Origin of the sequence: Pseudomonas onubensis (assembly GCF_965653655.1) — a bacterium.
GTDB lineage: Bacteria > Pseudomonadota > Gammaproteobacteria > Pseudomonadales > Pseudomonadaceae > Aquipseudomonas.
In genome coordinates this window covers 1-16682 of sequence record NZ_CBFHAZ010000124.1, presented here as the reverse complement: position 1 = coordinate 16682, position 16682 = coordinate 1, and the positions used below count along the sequence as shown (strand labels likewise).

Annotated in this window: 12 protein-coding genes; 5 read left to right on the top strand and 7 right to left on the bottom strand. The window is 58.2% G+C overall.

Annotated features, from left to right (window positions below):
- Nucleotides 1–101 precede the first annotated feature (101 nt).
- The 7 genes from ACTD9P_RS26465 to ACTD9P_RS26435 all read right to left on the bottom strand — a co-directional run bounded on the left by ACTD9P_RS26465 (nucleotide 102) and on the right by ACTD9P_RS26435 (nucleotide 10402).
- Entirely contained in the window at nucleotides 102–386 is a 285-nt protein-coding gene (locus ACTD9P_RS26465; protein ID WP_438869991.1) for a YceK/YidQ family lipoprotein, read from the bottom strand.
- Nucleotides 379–1008, bottom strand: a complete 630-nt coding sequence (gene ubiX / locus ACTD9P_RS26460; RefSeq protein WP_017136038.1) for a flavin prenyltransferase UbiX — start codon at nucleotides 1006–1008, stop codon at nucleotides 379–381. Before ubiX ends, ACTD9P_RS26465 begins: the two co-directional genes overlap by 8 nt.
- Nucleotides 1005–2354 carry a UDP-N-acetylmuramate:L-alanyl-gamma-D-glutamyl-meso-diaminopimelate ligase gene (gene mpl, locus ACTD9P_RS26455; RefSeq protein WP_438869990.1) on the bottom strand — a complete coding sequence of 450 codons (1350 nt, stop codon included), beginning with the start codon at nucleotides 2352–2354 and terminating at the stop codon, nucleotides 1005–1007. The genes ubiX and mpl overlap by 4 nt, the downstream gene beginning before the upstream one ends.
- A 113-nt stretch (nucleotides 2355–2467) precedes the next feature.
- Nucleotides 2468–3286: a hypothetical protein gene (locus tag ACTD9P_RS26450; RefSeq protein WP_438869989.1), complete on the bottom strand. Its 819-nt coding sequence runs from the start codon at nucleotides 3284–3286 to the stop codon at nucleotides 2468–2470.
- Between the two features lie 503 nt (nucleotides 3287–3789).
- Nucleotides 3790–4869, bottom strand: coding sequence for a hypothetical protein (locus ACTD9P_RS26445; RefSeq protein ID WP_438869988.1), 1080 nt, complete (start codon nucleotides 4867–4869; stop codon nucleotides 3790–3792).
- 92 nt (nucleotides 4870–4961) lie between these two features.
- Nucleotides 4962–8303, bottom strand: a complete 3342-nt coding sequence (locus ACTD9P_RS26440; protein WP_438869987.1) for a hypothetical protein — start codon at nucleotides 8301–8303, stop codon at nucleotides 4962–4964.
- A gap of 203 nt (nucleotides 8304–8506) precedes the next feature.
- A complete protein-coding gene (locus tag ACTD9P_RS26435) occupies nucleotides 8507–10402 on the bottom strand; it encodes a sigma-54-dependent Fis family transcriptional regulator (RefSeq protein WP_438869986.1) in 1896 nt (631 codons plus the stop codon).
- Nucleotides 10403–10673: 271 nt separating this feature from the next.
- On the opposite strand from ACTD9P_RS26435, the gene exaC reads away from it, so the two are divergent.
- From exaC to ACTD9P_RS26410, 5 genes are all read left to right on the top strand, one after another.
- Nucleotides 10674–12194 (top strand): acetaldehyde dehydrogenase ExaC, encoded by a 1521-nt coding sequence (exaC, locus tag ACTD9P_RS26430; protein WP_056861948.1) that lies wholly within the window; start codon nucleotides 10674–10676, stop codon nucleotides 12192–12194.
- 95 nt (nucleotides 12195–12289) lie between these two features.
- Nucleotides 12290–13738 (top strand): ethanolamine permease, encoded by a 1449-nt coding sequence (eat, locus tag ACTD9P_RS26425; RefSeq protein ID WP_138813681.1) that lies wholly within the window; start codon nucleotides 12290–12292, stop codon nucleotides 13736–13738.
- Between the two features lie 64 nt (nucleotides 13739–13802).
- Nucleotides 13803–15197 carry an ethanolamine ammonia-lyase subunit EutB gene (locus ACTD9P_RS26420; protein WP_177033929.1) on the top strand — a complete coding sequence of 465 codons (1395 nt, stop codon included), beginning with the start codon at nucleotides 13803–13805 and terminating at the stop codon, nucleotides 15195–15197.
- Nucleotides 15194–16027, top strand: coding sequence for an ethanolamine ammonia-lyase subunit EutC (eutC, locus tag ACTD9P_RS26415; RefSeq protein ID WP_438869985.1), 834 nt, complete (start codon nucleotides 15194–15196; stop codon nucleotides 16025–16027). The genes ACTD9P_RS26420 and eutC overlap by 4 nt, the downstream gene beginning before the upstream one ends.
- A 92-nt stretch (nucleotides 16028–16119) precedes the next feature.
- Entirely contained in the window at nucleotides 16120–16578 is a 459-nt protein-coding gene (locus ACTD9P_RS26410) for a GNAT family N-acetyltransferase (RefSeq protein WP_438869984.1), read from the top strand.
- Nucleotides 16579–16682: the final 104 nt, after the last annotated feature.

Here is a 16682-nt window from a genome sequence, read left to right as displayed (position 1 = left end):
CGCGAATGCGGTGTTTCAGTCAAATTATGCATCGACTGACACACCGCATTCGCGAGCAAGCCCGCTCCCACAATAGATTCAGGTCGCTTATTAGACTGGGGTTAAAGCCCGCCTGTTGCGTTAAACCCCACGCCCAACACCGTCAATACCGACAACGGCAACAACAAGGTATCGAGCACCGCACTGGCCGGCAGATCCACATGTGGATAGCTCGGCGCCTCAGCGCCAAAGCGGTCCTTGGCGCAACAGCCGCCATTGATCGCATACAAATCCAGCCGCGTACCGGCATACACCACCGGTGCCCCAGGTTGCGCAGCATCCAGCGTGCGCGCCGTGGCGCAGCCTGCCAGTTGCAGCGCCAACACTATCAACAGCGCCTTATTCATCGCTGCTCAAATGGTGCTCGCCCCAACGCGGCAGCATGTCCTGGGGAATGTTCAGCAGGTTGAGAATGCGCGCCACCACAAAGTCCACCAGGTCATCGATGGTTTGCGGCTGGTGATAGAAACCCGGCGAGGCCGGCAAGATGGTCACGCCCATGTTCGACAGCTTGAGCATGTGTTCCAGGTGAATGCTCGAATACGGTGCCTCGCGCGGCACCAGGATCAACTGGCGGCGCTCCTTCAAGGTCACGTCCGCTGCCCGCTCGATCAGGTTATTGCAGGCGCCCGTGGCAATCGCCGACAAGGTGCCGGTAGAACACGGCACCACCACCATCGCCGCCGGCGCACCCGAGCCGGACGCCACCGGTGACATCCAGTCTTCTTTACCGTAAACCTTGATCTGCCCCGCCGCCGCACCGGTGTACTCGGTGAGGAAGGCTTGCATCATCTGCACCTTGGCCGGCAGTTGCACATCCGTCTCGGTGGCCAGTACCAGTTGCGCGGCCTTGGAGATCAGGAAGTGCACCTCGCGGTCTTCGCGCACCAGGCAGTCCAGCAGGCGCAGGCCGTAAGGCGCACCGGATGCGCCGGTCATCGCCAGGGTAATGCGTTCCGGGCCACTCATTTGAGCGCCTCGGCCAATTTACCGTGCAGGCCGCCGAAACCGCCGTTGCTCATGACCACCACATGGGTGCCGGGCTTGGCTTGGTGTTTGACGTGTTCAATGATCGCTTCAATAGAGTCGCAAACAATGGATGGCACCGTGCACAGCGCCGCAATCGCCGGCAGGTCCCAGCCGAGGTTAGTCGGTGCGTACCAGACCACTTGGTCCGCGTCGTTGACGCTTTCCGGCAGACCATCGCGGTGCGCGCCAAGCTTCATGGAATTGGAGCGTGGCTCGATAATGGCAATGATATTGGCATCGCCGACGCGCTTGCGCAGGCCATCCAGTGTGGTGGCAATGGCCGTTGGGTGGTGGGCAAAGTCGTCGTAGATGGTAATTCCGTTCACGTCAGCGACTTTTTCCATGCGGCGTTTCACGCTCTTGAACGCGCTCAATGCGGCGATTCCCATGGACGGCACCACGCCCACATGCCGTGCGGCCGCCAGCGTGACCAGAGCATTGGCGACGTTATGTTGACCGGTCATGTCCCAGTCGACGATGCCTTGGGCCTCGCCTTCGAGCAGCACTTCAAAGCGCGAGCCGTCTTCGCTGAGCAAGTTAACCTGCCACTGCCCGCCCGCGCCGGTGGTTTGCACCGGCGTCCAGCAGCCCATGTCGATCACGCGCTGCAAGGCCGGCTCGGTAGTCGGATGAATCACCAGGCCTTCACTCGGGATGGTGCGTACCAAGTGGTGGAACTGGCGCTCGATGGCAGCCAGATCAGGGAAAATGTCCGCGTGATCGAACTCAAGGTTGTTGAGGATCGCGGTGCGCGGGCGGTAGTGGACGAATTTGGAACGCTTGTCGAAGAAGGCGCTGTCGTACTCATCGGCCTCAATCACAAAAAACGGCGTATCGCCCAAGCGCGCCGACACCGAGAAATTCTGCGGTACACCGCCGATCAGGAAGCCCGGGCTCATGCCCGCGTGCTCCAGCACCCAGGCCAGCATGCTGCTGGTGGTGGTCTTGCCGTGGGTGCCCGCCACAGCAAGCACCCAGCGGCCCTGCAGCACATGGTCGGCCAGCCATTGCGGGCCGGAGACATAGGGCAAGCCCTTGTTGAGTACATATTCGACCGCCGGGTTACCACGGGACATGGCGTTGCCAATCACCACCAGGTCCGGCACCGGGTCGAATTGCGCGGGGTCGTAACCTTGGGTCAACTCAATACCCTGGGCCTGCAGCTGCGTGCTCATGGGCGGATAAACGTTGGCGTCGGAGCCGGTAACGTGATGGCCCAGCTCTTTGGCCAGAACCGCCATCGAGCCCATGAATGTGCCGCAGATACCCAGAATATGAATGTGCATAGTTGACCTCGTAAACATCGAGGCAGGTTAGCGCAGGGAGTAGGAAATCGCACCTTTTAAACGGTTGCAGCGCGAGCGAAATGCGCCAGGCACTTCGCTCGAAGGTGGCATGTTCACGCAGTGGCCGAGGCCTCGCTTTCGTTCTGGCTGGCTTTCACGGCGGCGAGCAAGCGCAGGTTGTCGTAGGACTCGATCATGCGTTCAAGTTTCTTTTCAATCAGGTCAAGACGCCCTTTTGCATCGGCTGGAATTTGCTCTCCGGGTTTATAAGGCTTAAAAACAATGCTGTTCTGCCGAGCGGCTTTTTTAAACTGCTGCTCAGAGAAAGCCAGTAATTTTTCAAGGTTACTCAAACGTCCAGCGTCATCGGTTGGCCAATGTTCATCCTTGGTATAGAGGTGGTCTTTCTCTCCCAACAGAAGCATGACGGTCGACGCCATACCCAGCACTTTCATCTCGATGTCATCCAGACGCGGGCCGAATGTGTCCGCCTGGGCGGGAGCGGACGCCGGCTCAACGGGCTCGACAGGCACATCTTTCTTGGGCGAGGTGATGGCGCTCGGCAAATAAGGCGGCGGCAATACGCCAGGGGTGTACGACGCCTTGATCGTCTCACCGAGGGATACGGACCCTGCATAGGCGCCGACATTGATCGGCGCACTGACAAGCCCCGTGACACCGGCACCGATAGCCGCATCACGGGCCACACGCAGGGCATTTGGCCCCGTGGAGATCACACCGGACTTGACCAGGCTGTGCGCATCAATCACTCGCTTGGCGGCCTCGGCCACGCTGATAGGCGCCTGTTTACGCAAGCTCGCCATCATCAATTCGTCTTTGGCCTTGATTTTATTGGCGTGAATTATCGTCTTCCCTGCGTCCTTGAAGCCGCCACCCGAAACCTTGGGTGCAGGTACCGGCTTGATCGGCACGGGATCGGGTTTTGGCCTGAGCGGCACGGTCGGGCGTGGGCGCGGCGGTAGTGGCGGAGGTGAAGGTGGGGACGGAATTCTCGACCGGCCTCTCCCCCCCCAAAACTGGAAACCCAGGTTTTTACTTTGAACCTCCCCTTTAAGGGGAGCCAAAGGTTCATCGGCAGGGTCAGCCTTATACCACCCGGACTGCGCAGCAGGCTCGCCGCTGGATACCGGTTGCAGGGGAATGAAAGGAACCATCGAAGGGGTAATGTTCATAGTGTTAACCCGCGTGTTTGTTATTGTATGAGAACACTCTAAGCTGTTGCCCTAGTTAAGTGGGCAACCGCTTAATCGAGGTTCCAGCCAATTATCCACACAGGCTGTACGACAGGGGCACTTTAACGCTGAAGGCGGCAGTAAGCCTACAAGCGTAAAGTGCCAATACCGACAACTGCTCGCCTTCAAATAGAACCTAAGAGCGGCTCAAGACTTTACAAAAAACTCCTTGACGCATGCACCTAAGGTTTAATCTTCCCTGCCAACTCTTTATTCAGCGCCGTGATGACCGCCAACCTTGCCTCAATGGCTTTCGCACGACCTTCAATGCTCGTGTCATCGTTACGAGTGGGCGTGAACGAGGTCTCAATACCATACTGTTTGGCCAAATCCCGACACTCTCTCTCCATTTCAATAACGACACTCTCAAGAGAGATCATACGCTCATCGTTAGACTTTAAACTCCATTCGAAAGGAATAACCAATTGGGGTTCGCCATGCAATTGACTTAACGCATTGTGAGCACTAAATACATCTTCTTGAACCCTGTCGACAATGCGAGCATCACGAATGCCTGCGGCTGCCACATCTGCCGGGCTTTTCTTATACGAACTTTTAACTTCTTCGACAATAGCGGAAGTACCCCCTGCCGTGCCCCCCGCAGCGCCCGCACCAGCCACCGCCAGGCCAACTTTTTTGGCGTACCTTTTATATCTTCCTTTGTTTTTCTTGACCGGCTCAAGCTCAGCGTCTGGGTGTTTGTGAGACTCTTGCAACTCTGTATTTGCTTTCTTTAGCTCCGCGGTAGAAAACTCTGGAACCGGCCGGCCGTTGATGTGCGCGTCCGGGATATACAGAGTGGATTTAAAGACGGGAGGTTTTCCTTGATCAACGTCGTCCTTTCCAATCTTGTCCGATGCATCGTTCTTAGGTTTATAGTCAGCCTGCTCCTGCTTAACTTCCTGTTCATACTTACTGCCTCCGGAAGTCTCAGGCCCCTGACCATTGGTTCGAGGAAGCTTATGCTCGTCAGGTGTCTTACCGCCGCTTGGACCTTTACCACCGCCCTCAACAGAGGCGGGTCTTTTTTTGAAAATTTTACCAAGCCCGCGCTTACTCCGGTTAAAACGGTCGCCCTCAGTAGCAAACACTTCATATTCGGCTGCCTTATCAGCAATGCCCGAGGTTGATGCAGCAAGTTGATTAACGCTCGCAGACGCTACGGCGGCAGCGTTTACTTCAGCTGTCTTGGCCGGCACATCGACAGGCTGCCGTGACAGGGTATGCGGGAAAACGGGCAATGCAGAATTTACAAGATTCATGAACTCACCTAACAATTAGTGGACATTAAGAAGTCATCCATTCCTCTTGCTCTATATGTGGCAAACCCACCTGAAAAGTTCCACCCCGCTGACTATGTAATCGCCTCAACAACACCATACTGCACCATCTGTACTCCGGCCGGGATTTTCGTAATCATGTTGTAAGCGTACCAGGCGCCATGTAAAAAAATCGCCGTCACCGGTCCCATTTTTGCTGGGTTGCCAAACTGCTTATAGTAAAAATTACTGACGACATCTCCATGCTTATAGACTTTATTTACATCATAACTTCTAATGCCCGCACCCAGCAGCTTGCGCCCCGTCGAATGCCCTTGTCGGGCGCCGCGCCCCAGTACATTGAATCCTTTTTTAAAATTCTTTGGTGCATCAAGCATGTCACCGTAGCCAAACGATGCACCCAGCCCCTTGACCACTCCCTTGGCGATGGATTTGAACACGCCGTGGCCAGCTTTCAGTCCCCTCCTTACGCCTCGCCCCCCTGGTAAAAGAAAACCAAAAGCATCAAACCCAAACTCTAAAACAGCCCCGGCGACATTCCCGTTAATGGCCGCAACCACCCCATCATAGAAAGGAACAAGGCTAAGAAAAAACTCCGTCAGTTTCTTGTTCGCCGCGATTTCCTTCTCCCGCTCGGTTACGCCATTGGCCGCACTCTTGAGGTCGTCAAGGTCAGATGTAAAGTGAGTACTTACCGTTTTCCCCAGTGCCTGGCTTCTCGCGGAAAAATAACTACCGTGCAACCCATCTGCCGAATCAGAAGGCACCTTCGCTGACGCACGATCCTTGTTTGGCGGCGCTATCAACTCGACTAAAACACGCGACGTCGAGCCTTTTTCACGGGCCGGTTCCCCATGATATGGCCGGTCGTCAAAACCGAGTTCGTCACCTGGATCATTGTGCGATGCCTTCCAGGGTTCTTGGGGCTTGTTCAGGAGCGGTTGAGTCAACCCAGGCTCACTGATGATTTTGCCTTCGCCGGGAAAATAGCTGTAATAACGTACCTGCCCATTACCCAGGTTGGCCCTGATCAGTAAACCATGATGCCCCGTCAGGGCCTTCGTCTCTTGCGGGCTCGGCTTCCCGGCAGGGTAATAAACCCGCTGACCGGTCACCCTGACATGACTATCAACCTTGTAAGGCTCCCGCACTGCCAAAAAGCTGATATTGGCGCTATTAAAAACTTCTCGATCCGCCACCGGCATTAAAGACAGGTGATACCTGAACAAGGTGTTAAAGGCCAATTCATGTCGCGCCCTAAACCTCGCAAACTCATCCTCAAACGTTTTACTAACATCCGCCAGCTGAAAAATTTTATGTCGCATGGTGTCGTACGGCACTGCTTTTTCGTCGGTTGACTTCCAGACTTTCTGGCCCAAGTGCCCCGACATATAGAGGTCCAACAACGAATATTTTTTAATGTCCGGCCACACTTCGCGACTGTCTACGACGACCTTCTTTTTGAAATCTATATGCTGACCAAACACCCTCTCCAACTCCGTCAGCGCCAACTCTTCCCGGGTGGCTGGCTTACTTTTCAACACCTCAGACGCCCATTCAAGCTCTTTTTGCTGTTTGAGCATCGCCGTCACTGACAGGTTGTAATCTATGGCCGAGTACTCGCCTTTCGGCTGCGCACCGATCACTTCATTTGCCCGACCCCAATCAAGTATTGGATTGCGCCGTACTTCTTTAAGTTGGTTTTCAGTCTCCGCTGAAATCGGTGATGTTTGCCCAAAGAGTATGACTTGACTGTACGTCATATTGGCCACGCTCCCCGGCACTTGCTTTTCAATACGCCAGGCCTCGATGGAGTAGGTCACCCAGGTATGTGAGCCAAAAACCAGGCTCGGCGGCAGGTCTTTAGCCAGCAACTCGGGCGCGCAGACCGATAACAACAGCCGCGCCACGATTGGCGCCTGCTCTGCCCCCACTTTTCCTTCGAGATGCTGAATGAAACGACCCACAATTTGCGCAGGTGACGCCCCGACATTCTCTTGGCTGTAAAGGTTGTAACCCGCCAGATTGGAACGTGACGCCCCCCCGGCCGGGTCCATTTCGAGTGCAAGTGCCGCACTCAGGTACTCTATGGCACTCGTGGGTGTTTCTACTCCGTTGAGCGCCTCCTGGATTTTTTTGCCCAACGCCTTGGCCTCGGGCGACCGAGTGACTGCATCCAGCGCCGCTGCGGGATTATCGCCAATAGCCTTTCTGGTGTTCTCGGGAAGATAACCTAGCAACCGTCCTAACAAGCTATCCGACTCTGCTCCGGACTGCCCCCCTGATGGACCGACAGGATTCTGCGCTTTCCATTGCGCTACAGTTTGTTGCAGTTGCTCGCGTTTTGCATTGTCCAGCGTCGTGGGCTCCGCCCCTCGGGTCAGAGGCTGCGCGCCACCCTGTTCTGCCTTCGGCGCACGGACGGCGAGGTCGAAGTCCAGCGTATTGGCCAGGTTGCGCGCCTGCTTAACGTTCTGCGGCACATTCAACTGGTAGTCTTCAATCAGTTGCTCGGCGCTGACCTCGGTAATCGATTGATCAAAGGCTTTGAAATACGCGGAACGAGGGTCGATAGGCACCATCACCTTGCTGAGGTCGACCTTTCCACTGGCGTCATCCACCTGATTGTTCAGTGCTGCGATGAGTGCCTGCGTATTAGCCTCGTCTCCAAGCGCCTCCTGGTGCTCAGCCAGTGCCTGCCTGGATCTCAGCGACGCGTGAGGAAGGGGCGGGAATTCAACGTTGGTATTTTTTCGAAGCTCGTCGCGGTGCTCGATCGCCTGCGCCGGAGTCAAGTCAGTCGGCCGCCCGTAGAACTTGCCTACCACATCCCACGCTACCTCGCCTTCTGGCCAAGGCACCGTCAGGGTTTGACCGGGCTCTGTAGCCAATGCCTTGGCGATCGCCAGCAGTGCTCGCGAAACATCAGCCCATCCGGACACATCCGAGAGGGAAAAGGTGCGACGCTCACCGCCCACATCGCAGGTCAATTCACCGCGATCAGGGTCCAGCTTCAAGTACCTTGTATCAACCTGATGTTTGTTCGCCCATGATAAAAACCGCGAGCTGGTCAAAGCACTATCCAGCAGTGCACGCCACTGCCCTAAGGTGGATTGCGCAGGAACTTGCACGTTCGGTGGGCTGATTGATGTTTGAAAGGAGCGAGTCGCCAGCGCCTTTGCGTAGGTTTTTGCTAACTCAGCATCGGCGGCTGCGGCGGTATCGACACTCTGTGGCGCTTGCGCACTGCGCTTAGCGCGGGCCTCATCGTTATGCGCCTTACCCGCATCGACAGGCTTCGAGTCGCCCCCGATGCCTGGGCTCTCTTTTTCGGCAGCCGCAGCAGGTGCATTTTCCACTGTGCCTGCGCAGGGAAAGAAACCATAAGGTGTAGGAAAACTTGAAACATTCGTCACTCAACTCTCCTCAACGCGACGTCTCTATTCGCAGTTCCTACGCTGAGTGGTTATGCAACTTACAAAGATCCAAGGCGCGGCAAAAAAATTATTACTGTATTACGAACGACTGCCATCGCCCGGCTCTATCTCTCGTACCGGTGACTGAAGAGTCGAAACATCAGACCTCAGTCACCTCACAGTGAAGCCGAGTGAAATAGAGGTCAACGAAGGGTAATACCGTGCTTGCGCAACTTGCGATACAGGGTATTGCGGCTGATCCCAAGGTGTTCGGCTGCATGGGTCATATGCCATCGCTGCTGCTCCAGCGCCTCAAGCAAGGTCAAGCGCTCGGCATGTTCCAGAGGCAGGTCAGGCTTCTCATTGAGCACTCGGGGCGCGAGTGGACGAATGTACGCTGGCAGATCCTCAAGCCCAATCAGGCCACTCTCGGTCAAAGCAACCAATGTGCGCAACACAGTGCGCATCTGCCGCACATTACCCGGCCAGGCAAACGCCAATAGTCGCTCACGCGCGGCGAGATCAAGCAGGACGTTCTGCGTACCCGCTTCGTCTTTCAGTAAAAAGTCCAGCAACAGCGATTTGTCACTTCGATCACGCAGCGCCGGCAATGAAACTTCCAGACCGTTGAGCCGGTAATACAAATCTTCACGGAAGCTGCCGTCCTGCACACGCGCGAGCAAATCTCTGTGAGTAGCACTGATAATGCGCACATCTATCGGCTGAGGCTCGCCGCCGATGGGCACCACCAGACGATCCTCCAGGACTCTCAACAAGCGAGTCTGCAAGGCCAAGGGCATGTCACCGATTTCATCGAGAAACAAAGTGCCGCCATCTGACTGCTGTAACTTGCCCTGCATCCCCTCTTTACGCGCGCCGGTAAAGCTGCCGCCGCGATAACCAAATAGCTCGCTCTCGATCAGGCTTTCCGGAATAGCGGCGCAGTTGAGCGCAACGAAAGCCTTATCGGCACGCAGGCTGGCCTGATGCACGGCCTTGGCGAATGCTTCCTTGCCACAGCCGGTCTCGCCGTTGATCAACAGCGGTACGTCGCGCTCGAATACTCGGAGCGCCTTGCGAAAATCACTCTGCAACGCGGCATCGCCCAGGCAAATACCCGAAAGGCGTGGCGCCTCAGGCTTCGCCACAGGCGCAGGCGCGTTGCGTGTCTGGCCACGCAACGCGGCGAACAAATGCCGACCATCGCGGGTACGCAACGGCCAACTGGCAGTAGCATTGGCGCTGGCGCGACCGAGCAACTGGTCCAGCGAGCACTCGAAAAACGCCTCCACCGGTTGCCCCAGCAAACCGCCGCGCGCCTGCCCCAGCAGGTTCAGCGCACTCTGGTTGACCGCACAGATACGCCCTTCGCCGTCGAACGCCAGCAGCCCTTCGCTGAACAACCCCACGGACTCCGCCTGCAAGTGAAAGCGCAGCAGCCAGTGCTGTTCAAAATGACGCAGGAAGTAACAACTTTCGATCATCTTGGCCGACAAGTTCACCAGCGCCATGGTGTGGAACTGGCTTTGGCGCGACACGGCCTCACGCGCCGATGACACGTCCAGCACAGCCAATAGCTCACCATGGGGGTCGAACACCGGGCTTGCCGAGCAGGTCAGGCCGGTGTGGCGGCCGCGAAAATGCTCATCGCGGTGAATGGTCAGGGACTGGCGCTCCACCAGGCAGGTGCCGATACCGTTGGTGCCTTCGCACGCCTCGCTCCAATCGGCGCCCAGCCAAAGGCCCGCGCGCTCGAACACCTTGCGTTCGGCCGGCGCAGTCACGCAGTTGAGGATCACCCCGCGCGCATCGGTGAGCAGCACGGCATGCCCGGCGCCGGAAAGCTGTTGATGCAGGCTGTTCATCTCGCTGTCGGCAATGTGCAGCACTTGCTGCAAGCGCTCGCGGCTTTCCAGCAGGCGCCCGTGTTCGAGCACGGTGGGGGCCATGGTCAGCGCGGGGTCCAGGTGATAGTCCTCCAGGCAGCGCAGCCAGGAGCGGGCGATGGACGGGTCGCTGCCGGGGCCGTGGCCGAGGTCTTGCCCACGGGTGGCGGTGAAGACTTGCTGGGCATGGCGACTGAAATGATCGTTATGCATGTTCTTATTATTCTCCCTGCGTGAGAACGGCCAGCATCCCCCAGCCATCCGGCCATTGCAATCCCGGGCCGACTCACTGGTCACAGGCTGTATCGGTTATGGCACAAACTGTCACCCCGGCTGTACCGTCGGTGTCACAGCAACGCTTTGCAATAAAGCCCAAGCCCTTGATTTACCTGACGTGCAAAGCGGTGGCCCGTCCTTTGCTCTACGCTTTATCAAGCGCAATATCGCTGTACTCCAATAAACATAAAAGCAGGAGATAACCACCATGCGTTACGCACATCCCGGTACTGAGGGCTCGATCGTTTCCTTCAAAGCCAAGTACGGCAACTTCATCGGCGGCGAATTCGTTGCGCCGGTGGACGGTAACTATTTCACCAACACCTCGCCGGTCAACGGCAAGCCCATCGCCGAATTCCCGCGTTCCACTGCCAAAGACATCGACAAGGCACTGGATGCCGCCCACGCCGCCGCTGACGCCTGGGGCAAGACCTCGGCCCAGGACCGTTCGCTGGTGCTGCTCAAAATCGCCGACCGTATTGAACAAAACCTCGAACTGCTGGCCATCACCGAGACCTGGGACAACGGCAAGGCCGTGCGTGAAACCCTCAACGCCGACATCCCGCTGGCCGCCGACCACTTCCGCTACTTCGCCGGTTGCATCCGCGCCCAGGAAGGCACCAGCGCCGAGATCAACGAACTCACCGCGTCCTACCACTTCCACGAACCGCTGGGCGTGGTCGGCCAGATCATCCCGTGGAACTTCCCGCTGCTGATGGCTGCGTGGAAACTCGCACCGGCCCTGGCCGCCGGTAACTGCGTGGTGCTCAAACCCGCCGAGCAAACCCCGCTGGGCATCAACGTGCTGATGGAGCTGATTGGCGACCTGCTGCCACCCGGCGTGTTGAACGTGGTGCACGGCTTCGGTAAAGAAGCTGGCGAAGCCTTGGCCACCAGCAAGCGTATCGCCAAGATCGCCTTCACTGGCTCTACGCCAGTGGGCTCGCACATCATGCACGCGGCGGCCGAGAACATTATTCCGTCGACTGTTGAGCTGGGCGGCAAGTCGCCGAACATCTTCTTTGCCGACATCATGAAAGCCGAACCTTCGTTTATCGAAAAAGCCGCCGAAGGCCTGGTGCTGGCGTTCTTCAACCAGGGCGAAGTGTGCACCTGCCCTTCCCGCGCGCTGGTGGAAGAGTCGATCTACGACGACTTCATGAAAGTGGTGATGAAGAAGATCGAGCAGATCAAACGCGGCGACCCGCTGGACACCGACACCATGGTCGGCGCCCAGGCGTCCGAGCAGCAGTTCGACAAGATCCTGTCCTACCTGGAAATCGCCAAGGGCGAAGGCGCGCAACTGCTCACTGGTGGCAAGGTTGAGCAACTGACCGGCGACATGGCCGGTGGTTATTACATCCAGCCGACCCTGCTCAAGGGCACCAATGAGATGCGCGTGTTCCAGGAAGAAATCTTCGGCCCAGTGGTGAGCATCACCACCTTCAAGGACGAAGCCGAAGCCCTGGCGATTGCCAACGACACCGAGTTCGGCCTCGGCGCCGGCGTATGGACCCGCGACATCAACCGCGCCTACCGCATGGGCCGCGCGATCAAGGCGGGCCGTGTGTGGACCAACTGCTACCACCTGTACCCGGCGCATGCCGCGTTTGGTGGCTACAAGAAGTCCGGCGTGGGCCGTGAGACCCACAAGATGATGTTGGATCACTACCAGCAGACCAAGAACCTGCTGGTGAGCTACGACATTAATCCGTTGGGCTTTTTCTAACTGACTCCCCGCTCCCACACTTGATCGTCACAAGACCTTGCTACTCATTCGGCTTGAATAAGCCGAGATAAAACAATAAGAAAAGGGATTCCATTATGCCTAGCGAACCCACTGGCGCTCCGGCGTCTGGCTCTTCCGTCGACTTCGAAAAAGTCGGCACCGACTATTTTCAACAACGCGAACTGAAAAAAGGCGCCGCCGGCTGGGTGCTGCTGGTCGGCCTTGGCGTTGCCTACGTGATCTCCGGCGACTACGCCGGTTGGAACTTCGGCCTGGCCCAGGGCGGCTGGGGCGGTATGTTCCTCGCCACCTTACTGATGGCCACCATGTACCTGTGCATGTGTTTCTCCCTGGCCGAACTGTCTTCCATGATTCCTACCGCCGGCGGTGGCTACGGCTTTGCCCGCAGCGCCTTCGGCCCTTGGGGCGGGTTCCTCACCGGCACCGCTATCCTCATCGAATATGCCATCGCGCCCGCCGCCATCGCGGTGTTTATCGGCGCCTATTGCGAGTCGTTGTTCGGCATCGGCGGCTGGATGATTTACCTGGCGTTCTACATCATCTTTATCGGCATCCACATCTTTGGCGTGGGTGAAGCCCTGAAGCTGATGTTTGTGATCACCGCCATCGCAGCGATTGCCTTGGGCGTGTTCCTGGTGTCGATGGTGCCGCACTTCAACGTCGCCAACTTGCTCGATATCCCGGTGACCGAGGCCAAGGGCGCCAGCACCTTCCTGCCGTTTGGCTATGTTGGTGTGTGGGCGGCGATCCCCTACGCAATCTGGTTTTTCCTCGCCGTCGAAGGCGTGCCCCTGGCCGCCGAAGAAACCAAGAACCCCAAGCGCGACCTGCCGCGCGGCCTGATCGGCGCCATTGTGGTGCTGACCAGTTTTGCCCTGTTGATTCTGGTGATTGCGCCAGGCGGCGCCGGCACTTACGCGCTGATCAAATCCGGTAACCCACTGGTCGAAGCGCTGGCCTTGTCGTACGGCGGCTCGACCTGGATGGGCAGCTTCGTCAACCTGGTCGGCCTGGCCGGGCTGATCGCGAGCTTTTTCTCAATCATCTACGCCTATTCGCGGCAGATCTTTGCTTTGTCTCGCGCCGGCTACCTGCCACGCAAGCTGTCGCAGACCAACAAAAGCAAGGCGCCGGTGCTGGCGCTGGTGATCCCCGGCATCATCGGTTTTGGCCTGTCGCTGACCGGCCAGGGTGATTTGCTGATTCTGGTGGCCGTGTTCGGCGCGACCATCTCCTACGTACTGATGATGGCCGCGCACATCACCTTGCGCATCCGCCGCCCCAAAATGGAGCGCCCGTACCGCACGCCGGGTGGCATTTTCACTTCCGGCATCGCCTTGGTACTGGCCTGCGTGGCCGTGGTGGCGGGCTTTCTGGTGGATCCACGGGTGGTGATTGGCGCGGCGATCATCTATGGAGTATTAATTGCTTACTTTGCTTTCTACAGCCGGCATCACTTGGTAGCGGGCACGCCCGAAGAGGAATTCGCGGCGATCCAGGCCGCAGAGGCCGCCCTGCACTGATAGCCGTAAACCTCGATGCGGGCGCCTTGCTCACGGGCAGCCCGCGTCGCCAAGGAGACACTGTATGGCAAGCTTTTCCCACGCGGTAGGTACACAGACCTACCGGTTCGACAGCCTCAAAGACGTGATGGCCAAGGCCAGCCCGGCGCGTTCCGGCGACTTCCTCGCGGGCGTGGCGGCGCAAAATGACGGCGAGCGCGTCGCGGCGCAAATGGCGCTGGCGAATATCCCGTTGAAACACTTCCTCGAAGAAGTGCTGATCCCCTACGAAAGCGACGAAGTCACCCGGCTGATCATCGACACCCACGATAAACAGGCGTTTAGCGCAGTCAGCCACCTCACCGTCGGCGGCCTGCGCGACTGGCTGCTCAGCGATGCGGCCGACGAACACTCCCTGCGTGCCTTGGCGCCCGGGCTGACGCCGGAAATGGCCGCTGCCGTCTCCAAAATCATGCGTGTGCAGGATTTGGTGCTGGTGGCGCAGAAAATCCGCGTGGTCACCCAGTTTCGCGGCACCATGGGCCTGCGCGGGCGCCTCTCGACCCGCCTGCAACCCAACCACCCGACGGATGAACCGGCAGGCATCGCCGCGAGCATTCTCGACGGCCTGCTCTACGGCAACGGCGACGCGATGATCGGCATCAACCCGGCCACCGACAGCATCGCCTCGATCTGCGCCATGCTGGAGATGCTCGACGCAATCATCCAGCGCTACGAAATCCCCACCCAAGCCTGCGTGCTCACCCACGTCACCACCTCTATCGAAGCCATCAACCGAGGCGTGCCGCTCGACCTGGTATTCCAGTCGATTGCCGGCACCGAGGCGGCCAACGCCAGTTTTGGTATCAGCCTGAGCGTGTTGCAGGAAGGTTATGAGGCGGGTTTGAGCCTGAATCGCGGCACCTTGGGCCAGAACCTGATGTATTTCGAAACCGGCCAGGGCAGCGCCTTGTCCGCCAACGCGCACTTTGGCGTCGACCAGCAAACCTGTGAAACCCGCGCCTACGCCGTGGCGCGGCATTTCAAGCCGTTTTTAGTGAATACGGTCGTAGGTTTTATCGGCCCGGAGTACCTGTACAACGGCAAGCAGATCATCCGCGCCGGCCTCGAAGACCACTTCTGCGGCAAGCTGCTTGGCGTACCGATGGGCTGTGATATCTGCTACACCAACCACGCCGAAGCCGATCAGGATGATATGGACACCCTGCTGACCCTGCTGGGCGTGGCCGGGATCAACTTCATCATGGGCATCCCCGGCTCCGACGACATCATGCTCAACTACCAGACCACCTCGTTCCACGACGCCCTGTACGCTCGGCAAACATTGGGTTTAAAGCCGGCGCCGGAGTTTGAGCAGTGGCTGGCGAAAATGGGCATCTTCACCCAAGCCGACGGCAAGGTGCACTTTGGCAACAGCCTGCCACCAGCGTTTCGCCACGCCTTGAAGCAATTAGGATGAAGGAGCCGCCTGTGCAACTCGACCTGCCTGACAACCCGTGGCTGGAACTGCGCCGCCTCACGCCTGCGCGCATTGCCCTGGGCCGCACCGGCACCAGCATTCCCACCAACGCGCAGCTGGATTTTCAATTCGCCCACGCCCAGGCACGCGATGCGGTACACCTGCCCTTCGACCATGCCGGCCTGAGCAGCCAAATGGCCGAGCGCGGGCGTGACAGCCTGTTGCTGCACAGTGCTGCGGTGGACCGGCACATGTACCTGCAACGCCCGGATTTGGGCCGACGCTTAAGTGATGAGTCAGCGCAGAGCCTGCGCGACTATGCCGCCGCCAACCCAGGCGGCGTGGATTTAGCCGTGGTGGTAGCCGATGGCCTGTCTGCGCTGGCGGTGCATAAACATACGCTGCCGTTTCTTACACGCATGGAGGAACAGACCCAGGCTGAAGGCTGGTCCTTGTCGCCGGTGATCCTGGTGGAACAGGGCCGCGTGGCAGTGGCCGATGAAATCGGCCAGTTGCTCGGGGCCAAGATGGTGGTGATTCTGATCGGCGAACGGCCGGGGCTCAGCTCGCCGGACAGCCTGGGGTTGTATTTCACCTACAACCCCAAGGTCGGCCTCACCGATGCCTACCGCAACTGCATTTCCAACGTGCGCCTGGAGGGCCTGAGCTACGGCATGGCCGCCCATCGCCTGCTTTACTTGATGAAAGAAGCGTGTCGTCGGCAGCTGTCGGGGGTCAATCTCAAGGACGAGGCGCAGGTTCAGACCATCGAATCGGATGATCCTGACCTGATGAAAGGCAACTTCCTGCTCAGCCCACCCACTGACTGATAGCTGCACGATTGCGCTTTTTTGCGTCATTAGGCAGCATCGAGTCACGGCCGCTTGTGTGGTCATACCCCATTTGGAAGTTGAGGCCTGGCATGCGGATTACTCAAGCGACCCTGGAACACCTGGACCTGCTGACCCCGTTGTTCGTCAAATACCGCGAGTTTTATGGCGCACTGCCCTTCCCGGATTCGTCGCGGACCTTTCTGGAAAAGCGCCTGCGCCGCAAAGAGTCAGTGATCTACCTGGCCCTGGCGGACGATGACGACAAGAAGTTGCTGGGGTTCTGCCAGCTGTACCCGAGCTTTTCGTCGCTGTCGCTTAAACGCGTGTGGATCCTCAACGACATCTACGTCGCCGAAGATGCCCGCCGGCAGTTGGTGGCCGACAACCTGATGCGCACCGCGAAGAAGATGGCCAAGGAGACCCAGGCCGTAAGGCTGCGGGTGTCGACCAGCAGTGACAATGAAGTGGCGCAGAAGACCTATGAGTCGATCGGGTTTCGGGAAGATACGGAGTTCAAGAACTACGTGCTGCCGATCAGTGAGGACTGACGCTGTTAGCCCAACCACCATAGATCCCCCTGTGGGAGCGGGCTTGCTCGCGAAAGCGGTGTATCAGTTAATAAAGATTCGACTGACCTACCGCTTTCGCGAGC

Bases quoted from the DNA above. Each gene is read 5' to 3' on its own strand.
- ACTD9P_RS26465 (WP_438869991.1), bottom strand. From the start codon at position 386: ATGAATAAGGCGCTGTTGATAGTGTTGGCGCTGCAACTGGCAGGCTGC.
- ubiX (WP_017136038.1), bottom strand. From the start codon at position 1,008: ATGAGTGGCCCGGAACGCATTACCCTGGCGATGACCGGCGCATCCGGT.
- mpl (WP_438869990.1), bottom strand. From the start codon at position 2,354: ATGCACATTCATATTCTGGGTATCTGCGGCACATTCATGGGCTCGATG.
- ACTD9P_RS26445 (WP_438869988.1), bottom strand. From the start codon at position 4,869: ATGAATCTTGTAAATTCTGCATTGCCCGTTTTCCCGCATACCCTGTCA.
- ACTD9P_RS26435 (WP_438869986.1), bottom strand. From the start codon at position 10,402: ATGCATAACGATCATTTCAGTCGCCATGCCCAGCAAGTCTTCACCGCC.
- exaC (WP_056861948.1), top strand. From the start codon at position 10,674: ATGCGTTACGCACATCCCGGTACTGAGGGCTCGATCGTTTCCTTCAAA.
- eat (WP_138813681.1), top strand. From the start codon at position 12,290: ATGCCTAGCGAACCCACTGGCGCTCCGGCGTCTGGCTCTTCCGTCGAC.
- ACTD9P_RS26420 (WP_177033929.1), top strand. From the start codon at position 13,803: ATGGCAAGCTTTTCCCACGCGGTAGGTACACAGACCTACCGGTTCGAC.
- eutC (WP_438869985.1), top strand. From the start codon at position 15,194: ATGAAGGAGCCGCCTGTGCAACTCGACCTGCCTGACAACCCGTGGCTG.
- ACTD9P_RS26410 (WP_438869984.1), top strand. From the start codon at position 16,120: ATGCGGATTACTCAAGCGACCCTGGAACACCTGGACCTGCTGACCCCG.